Raw genomic sequence first — 20,835 nt, 5'->3', positions numbered from 1 at the left:
GGCGGAGCACCGCCCTACGCGTAGAGCGCGGCCGTCCGCCGGGCGGCCGCCGCGAACCGCTCGCGCAGCCCGGGGGGTGCCAGCACCTCGCCCTCCGGGCCGAGCGCCAGCAGCTGGGAGTAGGCGACCTCGGCGGACTCCACGGCCAGGGTGACGGTCAGCCACCCCTCGCCGTCCGGCCCGCCCGCCTCCCGGGCCTCGGCCGTCGCCGCCCGGGCCGCGGCGGGCTCGGTGACGTACGGCAGCCGGCCTACACCGAGCGGCGAGAGCCGGAGCACCACCTGCTCGCGCAGGAGGGAGCGGGCGAACTCCGCCGCCCGCTCGGCCCAGAACGCGGGGAGGTCGAACTCCGTGTCCCGCGTGAAGTGGCTCCCGGCGGCCTCGACGGCGGCGAAGCGATCGATCCGGTAGACCCGGAAGGTGTCCTCGACCCGCGCCGCCAAATACCACACCCCCGCCTTCAGCACGAGCCCGTACGGCTCCAACTCCCGCTGCACCTCGGTGTCCTTGCGCCGATAGCGGGCCGTGATCCGGCGGTCGTCCCAGACCGCTTCGGCGACGGCGGGCAGCAGGGCGGGGGGCTCCGGCTCCTGATACCAGGCCGGTGCGTCGAGGTGGAAGCGCTGGGCGACGCCCGTCGCGGCGTCGCGCAGCTCGGGCAGCAGGGCCGCGGAGACCTTGAGGCGGGCGGCGGAGGAGGCGTCCGCGAGGCCCATCTCGCGCAGTGCGGTCGGGACTCCGGAGAGGAAGAGCGCCTCGGCCTCGCTGCGGCCGAGGCCCGTCAGCCGGGTGCGGTAGCCGCCGATCAGGCGGTAGCCGCCGGCCCGGCCGCGGTCGGCGTAGACGGGCACTCCGGCCTCGGAGAGCGAGAGCACGTCCCGGCCGACCGTGCGCTCGGAGACCTCCAGCTCATGTGCCAGATCGGCGGCCGTCATCGACGGCCGCGACTGGAGCAGCAACACCATCTTGATCAGCCGGGCGGCACGCATGCCCTCATCATGCCGGGCGCCACCGACACCGCCCGGGCACGACGGCCGGGCCCGGCAGCACCGAGAACCGGCCCGGCCGAGTCAGGGCATGGCCGGCCGGGCCGGTGGGTTCCCGTGCGAAGGCCCCGGGCGCGGGAAGGTGACCTCCGCACGGGAGTGGGGGGCGGGCCCTCACGGGCCCTTGGGCGGGCGGCACCCGGTGTCGGCCGGGCCCCGCCCGCGTCTCACGGGCGGCGGTGCGCCCCGGGCCTCACAGCCCGTAGTGCTGCCGCGCCTCCTTGACCGTCTCCGGCTTGACCTCGCCGCGGCGGGCGAGCGCGGCCAGCGCCTGGACGACCACGGACTGCGGGTCGACACCGAAGTGCCGGCGGGCCGCGTCGCGGGTGTCCGAGAGGCCGAAGCCGTCGGTGCCGATGGAGGTCCAGTCCTGCTCGACCCACGGCGCGATCTGGTCCGGGACCGCCCGCATCCAGTCGCTGACCGCGACCACCGGGCCGGGCGCACCGGCCAGCGCACGGGTGACGTACGGAACCCGGTCCTCGCCCTCCAGACGGGCGGCGTCGCACGCCAGGGCGTCGCGGCGCAGCTCGGTCCAGGACGGCGCCGACCACACGTCCGCCGCCACGCCCCAGTCGTCCGCCAGCAGCCGCTGTGCGTCCAGCGCCCAGTGGATGGCCGTACCGGAGGCCAGCAGCTGGAGCCGGGGGGCGTCGGAGGCGACGGGCCCGTCGGCAGCCGCCTCCCGGAAGCGGTACAGACCGCGCAGCACGGCCTCTTCCTCGACGCCGGCGGGCATGGCCGGCTGCACCTTGGTCTCGTTGTAGACCGTCAGGTAGTAGAAGACGTCCTCGGAGTCCGGGCCGTACATCCGGCGCAGGCCCTCCTTGACGATGACGGCCACTTCGTAGGCGAACGCCGGGTCGTAGGAGAGCGCCGCCGGGTTGGTGGAGGCGATCAGGTGCGAGTGGCCGTCGGCGTGCTGGAGGCCCTCGCCGGTCATCGTCGTCCGGCCCGCGGTGGCGCCGACGACGAAGCCGCGGCCCAACTGGTCGGCCAGCGCCCAGAACTGGTCGGCGGTGCGCTGCCAGCCGAACATCGAGTAGAAGATGTAGAACGGGATCATCGGCTCGCCGTGGGTGGCGTACGAGGTCGCCGCCGCGGTGAAGTCGGCGAGCGAACCGGCCTCGGTGATGCCCTCGTTGAGGATCTGGCCGTTCTTGGCCTCCTTGTACCAAAGGAGCTGGTCGCGGTCGACCGGGTCGTACGTCGCGCCCTTGGGGGAGTAGAGGCCGGCCGTCGGGAACAGCGACTCCATGCCGAAGGTACGGGCCTCGTCGGGGACGATCGGGACCCAGCGCCTGCCGGTCTCCTTGTCCCGCATCAGGTCCTTGACCAGCCGGACGAACGCCATGGTGGTGGCGATCTCCTGGCTGCCCGAGCCCTTCTTGAGCTGGTCGAAGTTCTTCTCCGCCGGCATCGGCAGCGGCTTGGCGGCCACCGTGCGGGCGGGTGCCGGGCCGCCCAGGGCGGTGCGGCGCTCGCGCAGGTAGGCCATCTCGGGGGAGTCCTCGGCCGGGCGCCAGTACGGCACCAGGTCGCCCTCCAGCGCGCTGTCCGGGATGGGCAGGTCGAGCAGGTCCCGCATGGTGCGGAACTCCGCCATCGTGAGCTTCTTCATCTGGTGGTTGGCATTGCGGGACTCGAAGCCCGTGCCGAGGGTGTAGCCCTTGACGGTCTGCGCCAGGATGACGGTCGGCGCGTCCTTGTGCTCGACGGCGGCCTTGTAGGCGGCGTACACCTTGCGCGGCTCGTGGCCGGCGCGGGAGGTCTGGAACAGCTCCAGCAGCTTGGCGTCGGTCAGGGTGCGGGCGATGGCCTGCAGCGAGTCGTTCGCGCCGAAGAAGTGCTCGCGCAGGTAGGCGGCGTCGCGGGTGGCGTACGTCTGGAACTGCGCGTCGGGGGTCTCGGCCAGCCGGCGCAGCAGCGCGCCGTCGGTGTCGAGGGCGAAGACCTCGTCCCAGGCACGGCCCCACAGCGACTTGACGACGTTCCAGCCGGCCGCGCGGAACTGGGCCTCCAGCTCCTGCACGATCTTGAAGTTGGGGCGCACCGGGCCGTCCAGGCGCTGCAGGTTGCAGTTGATGACGAAGGTCAGGTTGTCCAGGCCCTCGCGGCCGGCCAATGCCAGTGCGGCGGTCGACTCGGGCTCGTCCATCTCGCCGTCGCCCAGGAACGCCCAGACGTGCGAGCCGGCGGTGTCCTTGATGCCGCGGTGCTCCAGGTAGCGGTTGAAGCGCGCCTGGTAGATCGCGGAGAGCGGGCCCAGGCCCATGGAGACGGTGGGGAACTCCCACAGCCAGGGCAGCCGACGCGGATGCGGGTAGGACGGCAGGCCCTCGCCGCCGGCCTCCTGGCGGAAGTGGTCGAGCTGGTCCTCGGTGAGGCGGCCTTCGAGGAAGGCGCGGGCGTAGATGCCGGGGGAGGCGTGGCCCTGGATGTAGAGCTGGTCGCCGGACCCGTCGTCCTCCTTGCCGCGGAAGAAGTGCTGGAAGCCGGTCTCGTAGAGCCAGGCGGCCGAGGCGAAGGTCGCGATGTGGCCGCCGAGGCCGAGCTTGGAGCCGCGGGTGACCATCGCGGCGGCGTTCCAGCGGTTCCAGGCGGTGATCCGCGCCTCCAGCGCCTCGTCGCCCGGGAAGTCGGGCTCGGCGGAGGTGGGGATGGTGTTGACGTAGTCCGTCTCCAGGGGCGCGAGCCCGCGAGCACCGTTGTGCTCCAGGGCCCGGCGCATCAGATACGCGGCACGGTGCGGGCCCGCGGCCCTGGTGACGGCGTCAAGGGACTCGCGCCACTCGGCGGTCTCCTCGGGGTCCCGGTCCGGGAGCTGGTCGAGCTGGCTGTACGGCAGGCGTACGGGTTCGGGCATGGGTGGCCCCTTTCCGGACGGTGGGTCGGGAGTGCGAGTGGTGCTGGCAGGCAGGGGTGTCGCGCCCCGAGGGACGACGATACGCCCCTGATCGATGATCGATCAACGCTCAACGGAGGAATAACCGCAGGTCGGCACGGCGTGCCGCACATTTCGGCACGCGGTGTCAGTAAAAAAGAGGGGGTCCCGCGCCTCGCGGGACCCCCTCTTGCGGGCCCGTCAGACCCTCGGTGCGCAGCTCAGCACGTGTGCCTTGAGCAGGGTGCCGATCTTCGGGTCGCGCCGCCGGAACGCGTCCACGATCTCCTGGTGGTCCAGGGCATGCGAACGCGGCTCCGGACTGAACCAGCGGATCGACAGCGTCGTCCAGACCTCGACGCCCAGCGACTCCCAGGTGTGCAGCAGCACGGCGTTCCCGGCCGCCTGCACGATCTCGCGGTGGAAGGCCACCGTGTGCCGCACCTGGGCCTCGCCGTCACCCGTCCGGTCCGCCTCCCGCAGCGCCGCCACTTCGCGCTCCAGGGCCGCCGTGTCGTCCGCCAGCCGGCCCGCGGCCAGCTCCGCTGCCACCTGCTCCAGCCCGGCGCGGACCGGATAGCTCTCCTTGAGGTCGTCCGCGGTCAGATTCCGCACCCGCACGCCCTTGTTCGGCGCCGACTCGATCAGCTGCAGCGACTCCAGCTCGCGCAGCGCCTCGCGGACCGGTGTCTGGCTGACCTCCAGCTCCACGGCGATCCGGCGCTCCACGATCCGCTCGCCCGGCTGCCAGCGGCCGCTGACGATCCCCTCGAGGATGTGCTCGCGGATCTGCTCGCGCAGCGAATGGACGACGGGCGGGGTCATGACGTGCTCCTTCAGAGCGGGTGGTGGCCAGGGGCCATTATCCGGGAGGCGGGACGCGATCCGGCAGACAACAACGGGTTCGGGACGTGCAAAGGGGCCGACCCCGGCTCGTACGAACCGGGGCCGACCCCTTCGACACACCTACGGCGTGACTGCCGGACTCAGAGACCGATCTCGGTCTCGAACTCGGCGGCCTCCAGGATCTGCTTGACCGTGGTCAGGTAGCGGGCGGCGTCCGCGCCGTCCACCAGACGGTGGTCGTAGGAGAGCGCGAGGTAGGTCATGTCGCGCACCGCGATGGTCTCGCCGAGCTCCGGGTGGTTGATGACCACCGGGCGCTTGACGGTCGCGCCGATGCCCAGGATGCCGACCTGGTTCGGGGGCACGATCACGGTGTCGAACAGGGCGCCGCGCGAACCGGTGTTGCTGATGGTGAAGGTCGCACCGGACAGCTCGTCCGGCGTGATCTTGTTCGCGCGGACCTTGCCCGCCAGGTCCGCCGTCTTGCGGGCGATACCGGCGATGTTGAGGTCGCCGGCGTCCTTGATGACCGGGGTCATCAGGCCCTTCTCCGCGTCCACCGCGATACCGACGTTCTCGGTGTCGAAGTAGGTGATGGTGCCCTCGTCCTCGTTGATCCGGGCGTTGACGACCGGGTGGGCCTTCAGCGCCTGGACAGCGGCCTTGACGAAGAACGGCATCGGGGAGAGCTTGACGCCCTCACGCTGCGCGAAGCCTTCCTTGGCCTTGTTGCGCATCCGCATGATCTTGGTGATGTCCACCTCGACCACGGTGGTCAGCTGCGCCTGGCCGTGCAGGGCCTTCATCATGTTGTCGCCGATGACCTTGCGCATCCGCGGCATCTTGACGGTCTGACCGCGCAGCGGGGACACCTCGAGGGCCGGAGCCTTCGACGCGGCCGGGGCGGCTGCGGCCGGGGCGGCGGCCTTGGCGGCCTCCGCGGCGGCGATGACGTCCTGCTTGCGGACCCGGCCACCGACACCGGTGCCCTTGACCGTGGCGAGGTTCACGCCGGTCTCCGCGGCGAGCTTGCGCACCAGCGGGGTGACGTAGGCGGCCTCCTCACCCGCGGCCGGAGCCGGGGTGACCGGGGCGGGAGCGGCTGCCGGAGCCGGCGCGGGGGCCGGAGCGGGCGCCGGGGCCGGGGCCGCCGGAGCGGGCGCCGGGGCGGCGGCGGCCGGAGCCGGGGTGGGCTCGGGCTCCGGTGCGGGGGCCGGAGCCGGGGCGGCCGGGGCAGCGGCCGGAGCCGCGGCGCCGGCAGCACCGATGACGGCGAGCTTGGCGCCGACCTCGGCGGTCTCGTCCTCGCCGACCACGATCTCCAGCAGGGTGCCGGAGGCCGGCGCGGGGATCTCGGTGTCGACCTTGTCGGTGGAGACCTCCAGCAGCGGCTCGTCGGCCGAGACCTCCTCGCCGACCTCCTTCAGCCAGCGGGTGACGGTGCCCTCGGTGACGCTCTCACCCAGGGCGGGGAGCACGACGTCGGTGCCCTCGGCGCCGCCGGCGGCCGGGGCCTCGGCGGCGGGGGCCGGGGTGGGCTCGGGCTGCGGCTGGGCGGCGGGGGCCTCGGCCGGAGCCTCGGCCTGGGCCGGTGCGGCCTCGGCAGCGGGGGCACCGCTGCCGTCGTCGATGAGGGCCAGCTCGGCGCCGACCTCCACCGTCTCGTCCTCGGCCACCTTGATGGAGGAGAGGACGCCGGAGGCCGGTGCCGGAATCTCGGTGTCGACCTTGTCGGTCGACACCTCGAGCAGCGGCTCGTCGGCCTCTACGCGCTCACCCTCGGCCTTGAGCCAGCGGGTGACGGTGCCCTCGGTGACGCTCTCGCCGAGCGCCGGCAGGGTTACGGAAACCGCCATGGTTTCAGTTGCTCCTATCGAATGTGCGGATGTGGTCGCGCCCGGGACTGGGGTCAGTCGTGGGAGTGGAGAGGCTTTCCGGCCAGGGCCAGGTGGGCCTCACCGAGTGCCTCGTTCTGCGTGGGGTGCGCGTGAACGAGCTGCGCAACCTCGGCCGGCAGGGCCTCCCAGTTGTAAATCAGCTGGGCCTCACCGACCTGCTCGCCCATACGGTCTCCGACCATGTGGACGCCGACCACGGCACCATCCTTGACCTGGACGAGCTTGATCTCGCCCGAGGTCTTGAGGATCTTGCTCTTGCCGTTGCCCGCGAGGCTGTACTTGAGAGCGACGACCTTGTCGGCGCCGTACAGCTCCTTGGCCTTGGCCTCGGTGATACCCACCGAAGCGACCTCGGGGTGGCAGTACGTCACGCGCGGCACGCCGTCGTAGTCGATCGGCACGGTCTTCTGACCGGCCAGCCGCTCCGCCACCAGCATGCCCTCGGCGAAGCCGACGTGCGCGAGCTGGAGGGTGGGGACGAGGTCGCCGACGGCCGAGACGGTCGGCACGTTGGTCTGCATGTACTCGTCGACCAGGACGTAGCCGCGGTCCATCGCGACGCCCTGCTCCTCGTAGCCGAGGCCCGAGGAGACCGGCCCGCGGCCGATCGCGACCAGGAGCACCTCGGCCTCGAAGGTCTTGCCGTCCGCGAGGGTGACCTTGACGCCGTCGGCGGTGTACTCGGCCTTGTCGAAGAAGGTGCCGAGGTTGAACTTGATGCCGCGCTTGCGGAAGGCCCGCTCCAGCAGCTTGGAGCTGTTCTCGTCCTCGACGGGGACGAGGTGCTTGAGGCCCTCGACGATGGTCACGTCGGTGCCGAAGGACTTCCACGCCGAGGCGAACTCGACGCCGATCACGCCGCCGCCCAGCACGATCGCGGACTTCGGCACGCGGTCGAGGTTCAGCGCGTGGTCCGAGGAGATGATGCGGTCGCCGTCGATCTCCAGACCCGGCAGCGACTTCGGCACGGAGCCGGTCGCCAGCAGGATGTGGCGGCCCTGCACACGCTGGCCGTTCACGTCGACGGACGTCGGGGAGGACAGCTTGCCCTCACCCTCGATGTAGGTCATCTTGCGGGAGGCGACCAGACCCTGCAGGCCCTTGTAGAGGCCGCTGATCACATCGTCCTTGTACTTGTGCACACCCGCGATGTCGATGCCGTCGAAGGTGGCCTTGACACCGAACTGCTCGCTCTCGCGAGCCTGGTCGGCGATCTCTCCGGCGTGCAGCAGAGCCTTCGTGGGGATGCAGCCGTTGTGCAGGCAGGTGCCGCCGAGCTTGTTCTTCTCGATCAGGGCGACGTCCAGGCCCAGCTGCGCCCCGCGCAGGGCAGCCGCGTAACCGCCGCTACCGCCTCCGAGGATCACTAGGTCGAAAACGGTGCTGGCGTCGTTCGCCACGTCACGTCCTCCATGCATGGGTACGCCGGAGCCGGTCTCCTATGACCGGGCGGCGGCTGTGGTTCGGCCGCTTTAACTTCGGCCCTGGGTAAGGGGGGCCCTGTCCTGCCGAGAACCCATCTTCGCACTTGTTGAACACGGACGGGACGGCGGGCCGGGCTCGGGGGCGGCCGAGGGGCCGCCCCATGGGGGTTACCGAGGCGTACGGACGTACGGATTTCGTTGAGGGCGAACGGATCCGCGCGATGAGAGGAATCGCACACCTACGGCCCCGGGTGGTGAGCCCGGGGCCGTACGGACATAACGGGTGAGACGGTGCGGGGTCAGCCCAGGTCGCCCGCGGCGGTCCGCTCCGCCAGCCGCACCAGGGTGCGTACCGCGGAACCCGTACCGCCCTTGGGGGTGTAGCCCCACGGCGCGCCCTCGTGGAAGGCCGGGCCCGCGATGTCCAGGTGCGCCCAGGTGATGCCCTCGCCGATGAACTCCTTCAGGAAGAGACCGGCGACCAGGCCGCCGCCCATCCGCTCGCCCATGTTGGCGATGTCGGCGATCGGCGAGTCCATGCCCTTGCGCAGCTCGGCGGGCATCGGCATCGGCCAGGCCTGCTCGCCGACCTCCTCGGCGATCTCGTGGATCGAGGCGCGGAAGGCGTCGTCGTTGGCCATGATCCCGAACGTGCGGTTGCCCAGCGCCAGCACCATCGCGCCGGTCAGCGTGGCCACGTCCACGATCGCGTCCGGGGCCTCCTCGCAGGCGCGGGTCAGCGCGTCGGCCAGGACCAGGCGGCCCTCGGCGTCCGTGTTGAGCACCTCGACGGTCTTGCCGCTGTACATGGTCAGCACGTCACCGGGGCGGGTGGCGTTGCCGGAGGGCATGTTCTCGGCGAGCGCCAGCCAGCCGGTGACATTCACCTCCAGGCCCAGCCGGGCGGCGGTGACGACCGCGGCGAAGACGGCGGCGGCGCCGCTCATGTCGCACTTCATGGTCTCGTTGTGGCCGGCCGGCTTGAGCGAGATGCCGCCCGAGTCGTACGTGATGCCCTTGCCGACCAGCGCGAGGGTCCTGGTGGCCTTGGCGTGCGTGTGCGCGATCCGGACGAGGCGCGGCGGGGTGTCGGCACCCTGGCCGACGCCCAGCAGACCGCCGTAGCCGCCCTTCTTGAGCGCCTTCTCGTCCAGCACCTCGACCTTGAGGCCGAACTCCTTGGCCGCGGCCTGCGCCTGGGCGGCGAAGGACTTCGGGTCGAGGTCGTTGGGGGGCATGTTGATCAGGTCGCGGGCGCGGTTGATCTCCGCGGCCAGGGCCTGGGCGCGCTCGGCGGCGGCCTTGAACTCCTTGTCGCGCGGCTTGGCGCCGAGGATCGCGGCCTCCGCGAGCGGCGCCGACCGGTCGTCGTTCTTCCCGCCCTTGATCTTGCCGTTGCCGTTGCTGTTGGTGCGGTACGCGGTGAAGGTGTACGCGCCGAGCAGCGCGCCCTCCGAGACCGCCGCGGCCGCCTCGGCGTCCTCGACGGGCAGCGCGAAGCCGGCCTTCTTGGTGCCGGTCAGCGCGCGGGCGGCGCTGCCCGCGGCGCGGCGCAGTGCCTCGGTGGCGTAGCCGTCGTCCTTGGCCGGGGCCTCGCCCAGGCCGACCGCCAGCACGACCGGCGACTTGAGGCCGTCCGCGGCGGGCAGCTTGGTCACCTCGCCCTCGGCACCACTCGCGCCGAGGGTCTCCAGCACGGCGGCGAGCTTGCCGCCGAAGGCCTTGTCCACGGCCTCGGCGCCGGGGGCGACCACGACGCCCTTGGCGCCTTTGGCCACGCCGACGACGACGGCGTCCGCACGCAGCGTTGCGGCGGAAGAAGTACTGAGGGTCAGTGCAGTCACGGTGATGAGGGTCCTGTTCCGTCCGGGAATCCGTTGTGCGCCCTGGGCGCTGCTGCGGCCGAGCCTACGCTCGGCGGCGCCGTGAGGCCCGGCCTGTTGCCGACCCGGCCGGTAACGGTGCGTCGGCACCGGGCCGCGGGGCCGGTGAACCGCCGCCCACTACGAGGAAGTTGGGCCGTGCCGGGACCGCCCGTTCAGCCCAGTGCGAGCACCACCAGCGCGGCCAGACCCGCGCTCTCGGCGAGGGCGCCGAAGACGTCGCCGGTCACCCCGCCGAACCGCCGCCGGCAGTGACGCAGCACCAGTTCGCCGGTCCCCAGCCCGGACAGCGCCGCGAGGGCGGTGTGCAGCGCACCCCACCCGCCGGAGTCCCACCCGCCCAGCGCGCCGCCCGCGGCCGCACACAGGACGGTCACCAGCGCCGTGCACCACAGCGCGGCGCGCACCGGCACGGTGCCCGCGACCGCCGCGCCCAGCCCCTCCGGCCGCGCCGCGGGCACCCCCGCGCGGGAGGCCAGGGTCAGCGCGCAGCGGCCGACGGTCCCCGAGACGGCCGCCGCCACCGCGCCCTGCGCCCAGCCCAGGCCGAACAGTTCGTACAGCGCCGCCACCTGGGCGAGCAGGGCGAACACCAGCGTGATGACACCGAACGGGCCGATGTCGGACTGCTTCATGATGCGCAGCGCGTCCTCGGCGGGCCGGGCGCTGCCCAGGCCGTCGGCGGTGTCGGCGAGCCCGTCCAGGTGGAGCCCGCGGGTGAGTGCGGCCGGTACGGCGGCGGCGCCGACCGCGGCCAGCAGCGGGCCGCCGCCGAGCAGGAGCACCGCTCCGCCGAGCGCGGCCGCGGCCAGCCCGGCCGTCAGTCCCGCCAGCGGCGCGCAGAGCATTCCGCCGCGGGCGGTCTCCCGGTCCCAGCGGGTGACGCGTACCGGGAGGACGGTCAGCGTGCCGAAGGCGAAGCGCAGGGCGTCGAGGGGGGTGGGTCGGCCGGGGGTGTCGCTCATCGCGGCAGGCTATCCCGGCTGCTCCGGGCCCCGGAGAGCATCAATCCTCATCAAAACCCCGTAAATTGCTCTTACGCGACAAAGGGGAGCGTGGGATGGGTCACTGGTGGTACCGCAACATCACCGAGCCGGGGAAGTTGCCGCTGCTGCTCTCCCTCGCCTCCTTCGTGCTGACCTTCGTGGTGACCCGTGTCATCACCCGTCTCATCCGCGCCGGCCGGGGCCCGTTCCACAACATCGCCCCCGGCGGGGTGCATGTCCACCACGTCGTGCCCGGCGTCGTCCTGATGGTCGTCGGCGGCTTCATCGCCCTCGCGGGCGGCCGCGCCGGCTTCGGCTCCGGCGTCGCCGCGGTGCTCTTCGGCATGGGAGTGGGACTGGTCCTGGACGAGTTCGCGCTGATCCTGCACCTGGACGACGTGTACTGGACCGAGGAGGGCGCCAAGAGCGTCGAGATCGTCATCCTCACCGTCGCCCTCGTCGCCCTGATCCTCGGCGGCTTCCTGCCGTTCGGCGTCAACGAACTGAGCCCCGCCGAGGCCCAGGACCGCTTCCAGGTCGTACGCACCGTCGGCGTCAACTTCCTCTTCGCCTTGATCGCCCTGGTCAAGGGGAAGGGCCGGCTCGCCGTCGTCGGGGTGTTCGTGCCGTTCGTCGCGCTCTTCGCCGCCGTCCGGCTGGCCCGACCCAACTCGCCCTGGGCCAGACGCTTCTACCGCAACCGCGCCAAGGCGCGGGCCCGTGCCACGGTCCGCGCCTACCGCCACGACCGGCGCTGGTCGGCCCTGCGCCGCAAGGTCGAGCACGTCATCGGGGGCGCTCCCAGCCGGTGACGTGCTGCGCGCCGCGCGGCTTGCCCGGCCGCCACAGCTCCGCCGCCACACACAGCACCAGCACCGCCGCCACCGCCGCGACGTGTTCCTTGCCCGCGAGGTTCGTCTTGATGAACACCACCTCGACGACCATCGCGGCCGCCACCACCGCGCAGGTGAACCAGGCCCGGTAGCGCCAGCACACGAAGACCGCCAGGCCCACCACCGCCGCCGACGGGCCCGTGTCGACCACGTACTTGTCCGCGTCCGGCAGCCCGACGGGGAAATCCGGGCCTATCCAGAGGCCGAGCCGGGCGTACATCGTCCCGGCGAGCGTGGCGACATACGCGACCACGAGCGTCAGCCGCCGGCCCACACAGATCTCGGCGAGCCCGAAGACGACCAGGATCTGCGCCAGCGCGCCCCACACCGGCAGGTCCAGGGCGGGCACGAACAGCGACAGGGGAGTGCGCAGCAGCGCCAACCACAGGTGCTCGTACGCCTGCACGGACCCGATGTCCTGCACCGGCCGGTAGCCCCAGGGCTGGGTCTGCACGAGATGGAGCACCAGGGTCAGGCACACCGCGGCGAGCGTCAGCGGGATCGCCCGGAGCCTCTTCACGGCCAGCACGGACCACCCGGTCCGCAGCAGCGGTCCCCACTCGGCACGCGCGGCGCGGCGCAGGACCGGCTCGGTCATCTGCTGTTCTCCAGGTGCTTGCGGCTGCGCAGGTCCGGCAGCCCGGGGGGCGGGGCGCACGGACAGCACATCGGCGCTCTCGTCGACGAGCATGTACCGCACGTCGCCTATAGGGCGGTATTTCGCCCGAGCGCGGGAGAGCGATTCGATCTGCCACCACCGGGATTCGATCTGCCACCGCCGGGAGGAGAAGCCGACCGGCGCGCGACACTTCGCGACGCCGGGCCCGCGCCGTGCCGCGTGCCACGCCACAAGACGGAGCAGACCGGCGCGGCGTTCGGCACGCACCGAGTGATCCTCACCTCGTCCGCCCGGCGGGCCGGCGGGGGAGCCCGCACCCCACGCTCCCCGGCCGCCGTGGCCGACCTCTTCCCGACTCAAGCGACATCTCCCGCTGCAGCGCCCGACACCCGATGGCCCGGGGACGCCGCCGGCCCGGCCGCCACCGGCCGGCGCCGTTCAGTCGCGTACCGGCAACTCCGCCGCCAGAGCCGCCGCCGCCTGCACCAATGGCAGGGCGAGCAGCGCCCCCGTCCCCTCACCCGCTGTGACGCCGTGGTCGAGCAGAGGGTTGAGCGCGATCCGGTCCAGCGCCTTCGCCTGCGCCGGCTCGCCGCTCGCCTGCCCGGCGATCCACCAGTCCGGCGCCCGGAACGCCACCCGCTGCGCCACCAGCGCGCAGGCCGCCGAGACCACCCCGTCCAGGATCACCGGCGTCCGGCGCACCGCACTCTGCAACAGGAAACCGGTCATCGCCGTCAGATCCGCGCCGCCGACCGCCGCCAGCAGCTCCAACTGGTCGCCGAGCACCGGCCGGGCCCGCCGCAGCGCGTCCCGGATCGCGGCGCACTTGCGCATCCACGCCAGATCGTCGATCCGGGCACCGCCGCGCCCCGTGACCACCGAGGCGTCCGTCCCGCACAGCGCCCCGATCAGGGTGCTCGCGGCCGTCGTGCCGCCGACGCTCAGATCGCCCAGTACCACCACGTCGCAGCCGGCGTCCGCCTCTTCGTCCGCGATCGCCATCCCGGCCCGGAACGCCGCCTCGGCCTCCTCGGCGCTCAGCGCGTCCTCGATGTCGATCCGCCCCGAACCGCGCCGCACCCGGTGCCCGGTGACCTCCTTGGGCAGTTCCTGCGGAGCGCAGTCCACCGCCATGTCGACGACCCGCAGCTGCGCCCCGGCGGCCCGTGCCAGCACGGCGGCCGGGCTCGCACCGTCCAGCACGGCCCGCACGAGATCCCGGGTGCCGCCCGCCGGCCGGGCCGAGACCCCCAGCTCCGCCACGCCGTGATCGCCCGCGAACAGCAGCACCCGGGGCCGCTGAAGGGGCCGCACCGGTACCTGCTGTTGTACGGAGGCCAGCCAGTCACCCAGCTCGTCGAGCCGGCCGAGCGCTCCGGCCGGGACGGTCCGCCGCGCCCGCCGGTCCTCGGCGTCACGGCGCGCGCCGCCGTCGGGGCGCTCGATCAGGTGGGCGAAGTCATCGAGGTTCAGGGCGCTCATTGGCCGCAGATTACCGGCTATACGTTCGGCGTGTGCCGGGGATGCGACGCCCGCTCAGGGCCGGGCGCAGCCCGCGCGCCAGGCCGGACACCGCCGCGCGGCGAACCGCACCTCGTACACCACCGGTGCCGGCCCCCGCAGCCCCCACACCCGTGCCCCGGACACCGGGACCTCCCGCACCGCCGCGATGCCCGGGTGCGCGCCCGCCACCCGCGGCAGCTGCGCGCGGTCCGGTCCCCAGCGTGGCGGCCCGGGCCGCCGGCCGGCCAGCGCGGCACCCCGCCGGGCCAGCGCGGTCACCCGCCGCGGCAGCACGTCGAAGACCAGTGCCCCACCGGGGAAGCGCTCCGCGCAGGCTGCCAGCAGCGCCCGTACCGCGGACGGCGACAGCCGCATCAGCACGCCGGGCGCCGTGACGATGACCCCCAGATCCGGATCCGTCACCGCGTCCAGCCAACCGTGGTCGGCGGTGGCACGGGCGACCGTCCGGCGCCGAGGGCCGTCCGGCAGCAGCATCCGGCGCACCGCCGCGGACTCCGGCGGCTGCACCGTCAGCCAGTTCAGCCGCCCGTTGTCCAGCCGCCAGAACCCGGTGCCCAGCCCCTCACCCAGCGCCACCACCGTCGCCTGCGGGTGCCGCTTCAGATAGGCCCGCACGACCGCGTCGAAGACGCCCCGCACGCCGGCCTCGCTCCGCTCGGATTCGGTCACGCCCCAAGAGCACCCGCCGCCGCGCCATTGGGCAAGCGGACACGGGCCGCGCGCGGCTCACGTCATCCGCGCAGCGCAAGCGCCTGCCCCGCGACCACCAGCAGCACCTGCTCGCACTCGGCTCCGAACGCGGCGTTCAGGCGCCCGAGTTCGTCCCGGAACCGGCGGCTCCCCGCGCTCGCCGGGACGATGCCGGAACCGACCTCGTTGCTGACCGCCACCACCCGCCGCCGCGTCGCCCGGACCGCCGCGACCAGCGCATCCGTCCGCTCCCGCAGCTCGTGCCGGCCGCGCGCCTCCCACGTCTCGTCGTCCCAGGCCCCGACCTCGTCCATGGCATGCGTCAGCCACAGCGCCAGACAGTCGATCAGCAGCGGCGAGCCGTCGACGGCCCGCCCCGCTCCGGGCGCCCCCTCCTCGCCCGCCGCCGCCGCTTCGCCGCCCGGCCCTGCGGCCTCTCTGCCCGGCCCTGCGGCCTCCAGGAGCGGCACCAGATTGCAGGTCTCCACCGTCCGCCAGCCGGTCGGCCGCCGCTCCCGGTGCAGCGAGATCCGCTCCGCCCACTCCCGATCGCCCTCCCGCGTCCCCCCGGTGGCCACATAGACCACATCCGGGAACGCGGCCAGCCGCCGCTCCGCCTCCGCCGACTTCCCGCTGCGCGCCCCGCCCAGCACCAGCGTGCGACGCGGCAGATCCGGCACCGCGTGGTACTCGCCGACCACCAGCGACCCCCCGTCCGGCACGGTGCGCGCCCCCACAGCCGCCAGCCGGCGGTGCAGCTCGGGCCCCGGCGGCGTGCCGTGGTCGATGTGCACCGCGACCACATCGGTCGCCGCGTCCACCGCGCCGCCGGCCCGCAGCCGCGCCAGCCCGTCCGGCCGCTCCAGGACGTCGAGCAGCACCATGTCGAACGGCCCGCCGCCCGCGCCCGGCCCGGACCCGTTGTCCAGTCCCGCCGGTGCCGCGCCCGGCGGCAGGTACAGCAGCCGCTCGCCGTCGGTCCCGGTGATCTCGTACCCCGTACCGGGGATGTCGACGGCGACGGCCTTGACCCGGTGCCCGTCCAGCAGCGCCAGCTCCCGCCCGTCCGCGACCCGGCCCGGCGTGGGCAGCCCGGCCGGCACCTCCAGCGTGGGGCCGTCGTGCGGATGGGAGAGCAGCACCTGCCGCACCCCGGCCAGCGACGTGCCCGCGCGCGCGGCCGCGAAGGCGGGGCCCGGTGTGAGGTCGATGAGCAGCGCACCGTCGATGAGCAGCGCGGTGGCCGCCCGCGCCTCGTCGCCGACGGCACACGCGCAGGCGGCACACGGACAGTCGGGACGGGGCAGCCCCTGCGGGGCGCCGGTGCCGAGGAGAGTGAGTTCCACCCGGCGATTTTCTCGCGTCCGGGCGCGCTCAGCGCGCGGGGGGACCCCGGACGCGGCCATTCCCGTGCGTCGGGGCGGGCCGGGCAGCGGCCGTCGGTGGTTTCGCTGGTTGTCCGGGGCATGCTCCCGACGCCACTACTAGGCTGCGGATCAGCACGGAAGCACGATGCGGCGGGGCGTGCCAGTGGGCGCTCGGCCGCGGACAGACACGTACCCGGCGGGATCCAGGAGGCGCACATGGCGTGGACGTGGCGGTTCGAGAAGGCGGACGGTAGCGAGACGGCGCCCGCCGTGGAACCGGAGGAGTTCACCACGCAGGGGGACGCGGAGTCCTGGATCGGCGAGGAGTGGAAGGCGCTGCTCGACGGCGGCGTGGACCAGGTCCGGCTCTTCGAGGACGGCAGCGAGATCTACGCGGGACCGATGAGCCTGCACGCCGACGAGGGCTGAGCCCCGACAGCGCGGCGCCCGCCGGCCTCCGGGCCGGCGGGCGTTGTGCTGTGTGTGTCGCTTACGGCCGCTGGCCGCGCTTGACCTGGGGCTTGGGCAGCCGCAGCCGCCGCATCTGCAGGGTCCGCATGATCGCGTACGCCTTGACGCCCTTGAGGCTTTCGTTGGGGAAACGCGCCGGCAGCAGCTTGCCCAGGCGGATCCAGATGACGACCGAGTCCAGCACGATCAGCACGATGATCACGAGCCAGAGCAGCAGCGCGATGTTCTGGATCTGCGGCACCCTGATCATGGTGAGCACCAGGATGATCACCGCCATCGGCAGGAAGAACTCCGCCACGCACCAGCGTGAGTCGATGTAGTCACGGGCGAACCGGCGCACCGGACCCTTGTCGCGCACCGGCAGGTAGCGCTCGTCACCGCTGGCCATGGCCTCGCGCTGGCGGGTCATGTCCGCACGCCGGGCCTCGCGCTGCGCCTTCGCCGCGTCCTTGCGGTTGCTGGGCGTCTGCGCGCGGGACCGGCGCTGCGACTGGGAGTCGCTGCGCTTCGGCGTCGGGCGGCCTTTGGGGGCCTGCGGGTCGCGGGGCTGCTGGGGCTGGTCCGCGGTCACCTTGGCGGTCGCGGCCTGCTCATCCTTCGAACGGCTTCGGAACACAGTCCCCAGGGTACGTGCTGGCGGGGTGTGGGCCAGGGTCGGACGGGGAACGATCCGGCAACGGAGCCCTCAAACGGCCGGACCGGGGTCCTTTCTGCGCCTTCCCTACTCCTTGGGCGGGAGACGTGGGCTCATTGATCGTCCTGCAGGAGGAGCGCATCCGGGCCCGAACAGTGCGGTAATGGAACCGAGGCCCGTACTGTGGGGTCTGTAGATGTGCTGGAGCCTAAGCCCGATGTAACTCGGTCAGAAGGGGGCGCGCGAGGCCCATGAGCGGTGTCATGAAGCGGATGGGGATGATCTTCCGCGCGAAGGCCAACAAGGCCCTGGACCGGGCCGAGGATCCGCGCGAGACCCTCGATTACTCGTACCAGAAGCAGCTGGAGCTGCTGCAGAAGGTGCGCCGTGGCGTCGCCGACGTGGCGACCTCCCGTAAACGCCTGGAACTGCAGCTCAACCAGCTCCAGGGCCAGTCCTCCAAGCTGGAGGACCAGGGCCGCAAGGCCCTCGCGCTCGGCCGGGAGGACCTCGCCCGCGAGGCGCTCTCCCGCCGTTCCGCGCTGCAGCAGCAGGTCACCGACCTGGAGAGCCAGCACCAGACGCTGCAGGGCGAGGAGGAGAAGCTCACCCTCGCGGCGCAGCGGCTGCAGGCCAAGGTCGACGCCTTCCGTACGAAGAAGGAGACCATCAAGGCCACGTACACCGCGGCCCAGGCCCAGACCCGGATCGGCGAGGCCTTCTCCGGCATCTCCGAGGAGATGGGCGACGTCGGCATGGCCATCGAGCGCGCCGAGGACAAGACCGCGCAGATGCAGGCGCGGGCCGGTGCGATCGACGAACTGCTGGCCTCGGGTGCGCTGGACGACCCGACCGGCATGGCCAAGGACGACATCACCGCCGAGCTGGACCGGCTGTCCGGCGGCACCGATGTCGAGCTGGAGCTGCAGCGGATGAAGGCCGAGCTCGCGGGTGGTCCGTCCGCCGGCAAGCAGGCCATCGAAGGCGGCCAGGGCGGCGAGGGCCAGCAGGCCCCGCAGCAGGACCAGCCGCGTTTCGACAAGCAGTGAGGTCCGGCGGCGGTTAGCCTCGCAGAGACCCGCAGTACGGGGTCGGTGCAGCAGCCGCCGCGGGACCGTCGGACCGGACCAAGGGAGACCGTCGTGATCGTACGGATCATGGGGGAGGGCCAGGTGAAGCTGGATGACGCCCACTTCACCGAGCTCAACAAGCTGGACGACGAGCTGCTCGACGAGATGGAGAGCGGCGATGCGGACGGCTTCCGGCGCACCCTCGGAGCGCTCCTGGACGCGGTGCGCCGCCTCGGCAGCCCCCTTCCGGACGAATCCCTGGAGCCCTCCGAGCTGATCCTGCCATCCCCGGACGCGACCCTCGACGAAGTCCGCGAGATGCTCAGCGACGACGGTCTGATCCCGGGCTGACACCCGCACCCGGCCGCTCCACCGCACCACCACTCCAGCGCACAACGGACAGCGCCCCGGCCCCACAGGGTCCGGGGCGTTACCGTTTCCTCTTGTGACCTCCCTCGACGCGGCATCGGATGCCGTACCGGACGCTCGGCGCGCCGGCCGCTTCCAGTGGCACCGGACGCACCCGCTCGCGTTCGACGCCGCACTGGCCGCGGTCTTCTTCGTGGCGACCCTGTGCGGCGCGGTCGCCGACCCGCACGGTCCGCACGGCCCCCGCTTCGGCGTCCGCGAGCTGTCCGCCACCACCGTGGTGCTGGCCGCACTCGCCTGCACCGCCCTGGTCGCCCGCCGCCGGTTCCCGCGCAGTGTGCTGGCCGTCACCGGGTCGCTGACCGTCGTCGAGCTGGTCGTCCGCTCCAGCGACCCGCGCGCCCCGGTGGCCTTCTCCGCCGTCCTCGCGCTCTTCACGCTGGCCTCGCGCACGGACCGGCCCACCACCTGGCGGGTCGGTGCGCTGACCATCGTCGTGCTCACCGCCGCCGCGATGCTCTTCGGCGAACACCCCTGGTACGCCCAGCAGAACCTGGCGATCTTCGCCTGGACGGGCATGGCCGCGGCCGCGGGCGACGCCGTGCGCAGCCGCCGGGCGTACGTCGACGCCATCCGCGAACGCGCCGAACGCGCCGAACGCACCCGCGAGGAGGAGGCCCGCCGCCGGGTCGCCGAGGAGCGCATGCGGATCGCCCGCGAGCTGCACGACGTCGTCGCCCACCACATCGCCCTGGTCAACGTCCAGGCCGGGGTCGCCTCGCACGTCATGGACAACCGGCCCGACCAGGCCAAGCAGGCCCTCGCCCACGTCCGCGAGGCGTCCCGCTCCGCGCTCGACGAACTCCGCGCCACCGTCGGCCTGTTGCGCCAGTCCGACGACCCCAGGGCGCCCACCGAACCCGCCCCCGGCCTCGGCGTCCTGGACCAGCTCGTCGACGGCTTCGTCCGCGCGGGCCTGCCCGTCGAGCTGGAGATCCCACCCGCGCCGCAGTCCCTGCCCGCCTCGATCGACCTCACCGCCTACCGCGTGGTCCAGGAGGCGCTGACCAACGTCCACAAGCACGCCGGCGACGGCGCCCGCGCCACGGTCCGCATCATCCGCTCCGAGACCGCGCTGACGCTGACCGTCCTGGACGACGGCGGCCGGGCGGCCCAGGTGCCGGCGCAGCGGGCGGACGGGGCCGAGGACACCGGCGGCGGCCACGGCCTGATCGGCATGCGCGAGCGGGTCTTCGCCCTGCGCGGCACGGTCGTGACGGGCCCCCGCGCGACCGGCGGCTTCCAGGTGCGGGTCACCCTCCCGCTGCACACCGCCCGCACGGGGGAGACGGTATGACGGAGGAGACGGGTTTGACGGGGGAGACGGGGGAGACGGGCATGACGGGGGAGACGACGTGACGATCAAGGTGCTGCTCGCCGACGACCAGATGCTGCTGCGCAGCGCGTTCCGGATCCTGGTCGACTCCGAGCCCGACATGCAGGTGGTCGGGGAGGCTTCCGACGGCGCCCAGGCCTACGAGCTGACCCGCAGCAGCGGCGCCGACGTCGTGCTGATGGACATCCGGATGCCCGGCGTGGACGGCCTCGCCGGCACCCGCATGATCAGCCAGGACCCGGAGCTCAGCGACGTCAAGGTGGTCATCCTGACCACGTTCGAGGTCGACGACTACGTGGTCCAGTCGCTGCGGGCGGGCGCCAGCGGCTTCCTCGGCAAGGGCGCCGAACCGGACGACCTGCTCAACGCCATCCGCATCGCGGCCGCCGGGGAGGCGCTGCTGTCGCCCGTCGCGACCAAGGGGCTGATCGCCAAGTTCCTCGCCCAGGGCGGAAGTTCGGACGAGGGCGGGCCGGCCGGCCGGAGCGCCGAGCGGCTGGCGGCGCTCACCGGCCGCGAGCGAGAGGTGCTGGTCCTGGTGGCCGGCGGCCTGTCCAACGACGAGATCGCCGAGCGGCTGACGGTCAGCCCGCTCACCGTCAAGACGCACGTCAACCGTGCGATGGCCAAACTCGGCGCCCGCGACCGGGCCCAGCTGGTGGTCATCGCCTACGAGTCCGGACTCGTGCGCCCCCGGGTGCAGTGAGCGACCTGCGGGCGCAGTAAGGACCCGTACCCCCAGGGGTGCAGGGGAGGTGGAGGGCGCCGTACTCCGAACGCGGTACGGCCGGGGTCCCGAAACCGACCTGCGAGCGAGGAAAACCGCTCCGAG

The 20,835-nt window shown here is 73.0% G+C and carries 18 protein-coding genes; 6 read left to right on the top strand and 12 right to left on the bottom strand.

Going from position 1 to position 20,835, the window contains the following annotated elements; genetic code table 11:
• Nucleotides 1-14: 14 nt before the first annotated feature.
• The 7 genes from ACGFML_RS31475 to ACGFML_RS31445 form a co-directional block, all read right to left on the bottom strand.
• The gene (locus ACGFML_RS31475) at nt 15-989 is read right to left on the bottom strand and encodes a helix-turn-helix transcriptional regulator (RefSeq protein ID WP_393549036.1); all 975 of its coding nucleotides are present in this window, start codon (nt 987-989) and stop codon (nt 15-17) included.
• Between the two features lie 250 nt (nt 990-1,239).
• Nucleotides 1,240-3,912 (bottom strand): pyruvate dehydrogenase (acetyl-transferring), homodimeric type, encoded by a 2,673-nt coding sequence (gene aceE / locus ACGFML_RS31470; RefSeq protein WP_393549035.1) that lies wholly within the window; start codon nt 3,910-3,912, stop codon nt 1,240-1,242.
• Nucleotides 3,913-4,131: 219 nt separating this feature from the next.
• A complete protein-coding gene (locus ACGFML_RS31465) occupies nt 4,132-4,755 on the bottom strand; it encodes a GntR family transcriptional regulator (protein ID WP_393549034.1) in 624 nt (207 codons plus the stop codon).
• A 161-nt stretch (nt 4,756-4,916) separates the two neighbouring features.
• Nucleotides 4,917-6,632 carry a 2-oxoglutarate dehydrogenase, E2 component, dihydrolipoamide succinyltransferase gene (gene sucB, locus ACGFML_RS31460; protein ID WP_393549033.1) on the bottom strand — a complete coding sequence of 572 codons (1,716 nt, stop codon included), beginning with the start codon at nt 6,630-6,632 and terminating at the stop codon, nt 4,917-4,919.
• Nucleotides 6,633-6,685: 53 nt separating this feature from the next.
• Nucleotides 6,686-8,074, bottom strand: coding sequence for a dihydrolipoyl dehydrogenase (lpdA, locus tag ACGFML_RS31455; RefSeq protein ID WP_393549032.1), 1,389 nt, complete (start codon nt 8,072-8,074; stop codon nt 6,686-6,688).
• Nucleotides 8,075-8,397: 323 nt separating this feature from the next.
• Nucleotides 8,398-9,942 (bottom strand): leucyl aminopeptidase, encoded by a 1,545-nt coding sequence (locus ACGFML_RS31450; protein WP_393549031.1) that lies wholly within the window; start codon nt 9,940-9,942, stop codon nt 8,398-8,400.
• A 194-nt stretch (nt 9,943-10,136) separates the two neighbouring features.
• On the bottom strand, nt 10,137-10,946 hold the full coding sequence (locus ACGFML_RS31445; protein ID WP_393549030.1) for an adenosylcobinamide-GDP ribazoletransferase: 810 nt from the start codon (nt 10,944-10,946) through the stop codon (nt 10,137-10,139).
• Nucleotides 10,947-11,041: 95 nt separating this feature from the next.
• Here ACGFML_RS31445 and ACGFML_RS31440 point away from each other — a divergent pair, with 95 nt between their 5' ends.
• Nucleotides 11,042-11,779, top strand: coding sequence for a hypothetical protein (locus ACGFML_RS31440; RefSeq protein ID WP_393549029.1), 738 nt, complete (start codon nt 11,042-11,044; stop codon nt 11,777-11,779).
• Here the strand turns inward: ACGFML_RS31440 and ACGFML_RS31435 are convergent.
• From ACGFML_RS31435 to ACGFML_RS31420, 4 genes are all read right to left on the bottom strand, one after another.
• Nucleotides 11,754-12,458 (bottom strand): hypothetical protein, encoded by a 705-nt coding sequence (locus tag ACGFML_RS31435; protein WP_393549028.1) that lies wholly within the window; start codon nt 12,456-12,458, stop codon nt 11,754-11,756. The genes ACGFML_RS31440 and ACGFML_RS31435 overlap by 26 nt on opposite strands.
• 459 nt (nt 12,459-12,917) lie before the next feature.
• Nucleotides 12,918-13,964 (bottom strand): nicotinate-nucleotide--dimethylbenzimidazole phosphoribosyltransferase, encoded by a 1,047-nt coding sequence (gene cobT, locus ACGFML_RS31430; RefSeq protein WP_393549027.1) that lies wholly within the window; start codon nt 13,962-13,964, stop codon nt 12,918-12,920.
• A gap of 54 nt (nt 13,965-14,018) precedes the next feature.
• Nucleotides 14,019-14,675 (bottom strand): class I SAM-dependent methyltransferase, encoded by a 657-nt coding sequence (locus ACGFML_RS31425; RefSeq protein ID WP_393549026.1) that lies wholly within the window; start codon nt 14,673-14,675, stop codon nt 14,019-14,021.
• A gap of 62 nt (nt 14,676-14,737) precedes the next feature.
• Complete coding sequence (locus tag ACGFML_RS31420) at nt 14,738-16,042, bottom strand: bifunctional adenosylcobinamide kinase/adenosylcobinamide-phosphate guanylyltransferase (RefSeq protein ID WP_393549025.1); 1,305 nt, start codon at nt 16,040-16,042, stop codon at nt 14,738-14,740.
• 237 nt (nt 16,043-16,279) lie between these two features.
• Here ACGFML_RS31420 and ACGFML_RS31415 point away from each other — a divergent pair, with 237 nt between their 5' ends.
• Nucleotides 16,280-16,492 (top strand): hypothetical protein, encoded by a 213-nt coding sequence (locus tag ACGFML_RS31415; RefSeq protein ID WP_393549024.1) that lies wholly within the window; start codon nt 16,280-16,282, stop codon nt 16,490-16,492.
• Nucleotides 16,493-16,553: 61 nt separating this feature from the next.
• Here the strand turns inward: ACGFML_RS31415 and ACGFML_RS31410 are convergent, their stop codons facing one another.
• Nucleotides 16,554-17,150, bottom strand: coding sequence for a DUF3043 domain-containing protein (locus ACGFML_RS31410; RefSeq protein ID WP_393549023.1), 597 nt, complete (start codon nt 17,148-17,150; stop codon nt 16,554-16,556).
• A gap of 269 nt (nt 17,151-17,419) precedes the next feature.
• Between ACGFML_RS31410 and ACGFML_RS31405 the strand changes: the two genes are divergently transcribed.
• From ACGFML_RS31405 to ACGFML_RS31390, 4 genes are all read left to right on the top strand, one after another.
• Nucleotides 17,420-18,217: a PspA/IM30 family protein gene (locus ACGFML_RS31405; protein ID WP_393549022.1), complete on the top strand. Its 798-nt coding sequence runs from the start codon at nt 17,420-17,422 to the stop codon at nt 18,215-18,217.
• 93 nt (nt 18,218-18,310) lie between these two features.
• Nucleotides 18,311-18,589, top strand: coding sequence for a hypothetical protein (locus ACGFML_RS31400; RefSeq protein ID WP_393549021.1), 279 nt, complete (start codon nt 18,311-18,313; stop codon nt 18,587-18,589).
• A gap of 94 nt (nt 18,590-18,683) precedes the next feature.
• Nucleotides 18,684-19,964, top strand: coding sequence for a sensor histidine kinase (locus ACGFML_RS31395; RefSeq protein ID WP_393549020.1), 1,281 nt, complete (start codon nt 18,684-18,686; stop codon nt 19,962-19,964).
• Between the two features lie 58 nt (nt 19,965-20,022).
• Nucleotides 20,023-20,709 carry a response regulator gene (locus ACGFML_RS31390; protein WP_393549019.1) on the top strand — a complete coding sequence of 229 codons (687 nt, stop codon included), beginning with the start codon at nt 20,023-20,025 and terminating at the stop codon, nt 20,707-20,709.
• Nucleotides 20,710-20,835: the final 126 nt, after the last annotated feature.

This window comes from Streptomyces sp. NPDC048650 (assembly GCF_043199095.1).
Taxonomy (GTDB): domain Bacteria; phylum Actinomycetota; class Actinomycetes; order Streptomycetales; family Streptomycetaceae; genus Streptomyces.
Note: the sequence above shows the minus strand (reverse complement) of the source record. Positions and strands in the feature narration are given on the sequence as shown.

Bases quoted from the DNA above. Each gene is read 5' to 3' on its own strand.
- ACGFML_RS31475 (WP_393549036.1), bottom strand. From the start codon at position 989: ATGCGTGCCGCCCGGCTGATCAAGATGGTGTTGCTGCTCCAGTCGCGG.
- aceE (WP_393549035.1), bottom strand. From the start codon at position 3,912: ATGCCCGAACCCGTACGCCTGCCGTACAGCCAGCTCGACCAGCTCCCG.
- ACGFML_RS31465 (WP_393549034.1), bottom strand. From the start codon at position 4,755: ATGACCCCGCCCGTCGTCCATTCGCTGCGCGAGCAGATCCGCGAGCAC.
- sucB (WP_393549033.1), bottom strand. From the start codon at position 6,632: ATGGCGGTTTCCGTAACCCTGCCGGCGCTCGGCGAGAGCGTCACCGAG.
- ACGFML_RS31445 (WP_393549030.1), bottom strand. From the start codon at position 10,946: ATGAGCGACACCCCCGGCCGACCCACCCCCCTCGACGCCCTGCGCTTC.
- ACGFML_RS31440 (WP_393549029.1), top strand. From the start codon at position 11,042: ATGGGTCACTGGTGGTACCGCAACATCACCGAGCCGGGGAAGTTGCCG.
- ACGFML_RS31435 (WP_393549028.1), bottom strand. From the start codon at position 12,458: ATGACCGAGCCGGTCCTGCGCCGCGCCGCGCGTGCCGAGTGGGGACCG.
- cobT (WP_393549027.1), bottom strand. From the start codon at position 13,964: ATGAGCGCCCTGAACCTCGATGACTTCGCCCACCTGATCGAGCGCCCC.
- ACGFML_RS31415 (WP_393549024.1), top strand. From the start codon at position 16,280: ATGGCGTGGACGTGGCGGTTCGAGAAGGCGGACGGTAGCGAGACGGCG.
- ACGFML_RS31405 (WP_393549022.1), top strand. From the start codon at position 17,420: ATGAGCGGTGTCATGAAGCGGATGGGGATGATCTTCCGCGCGAAGGCC.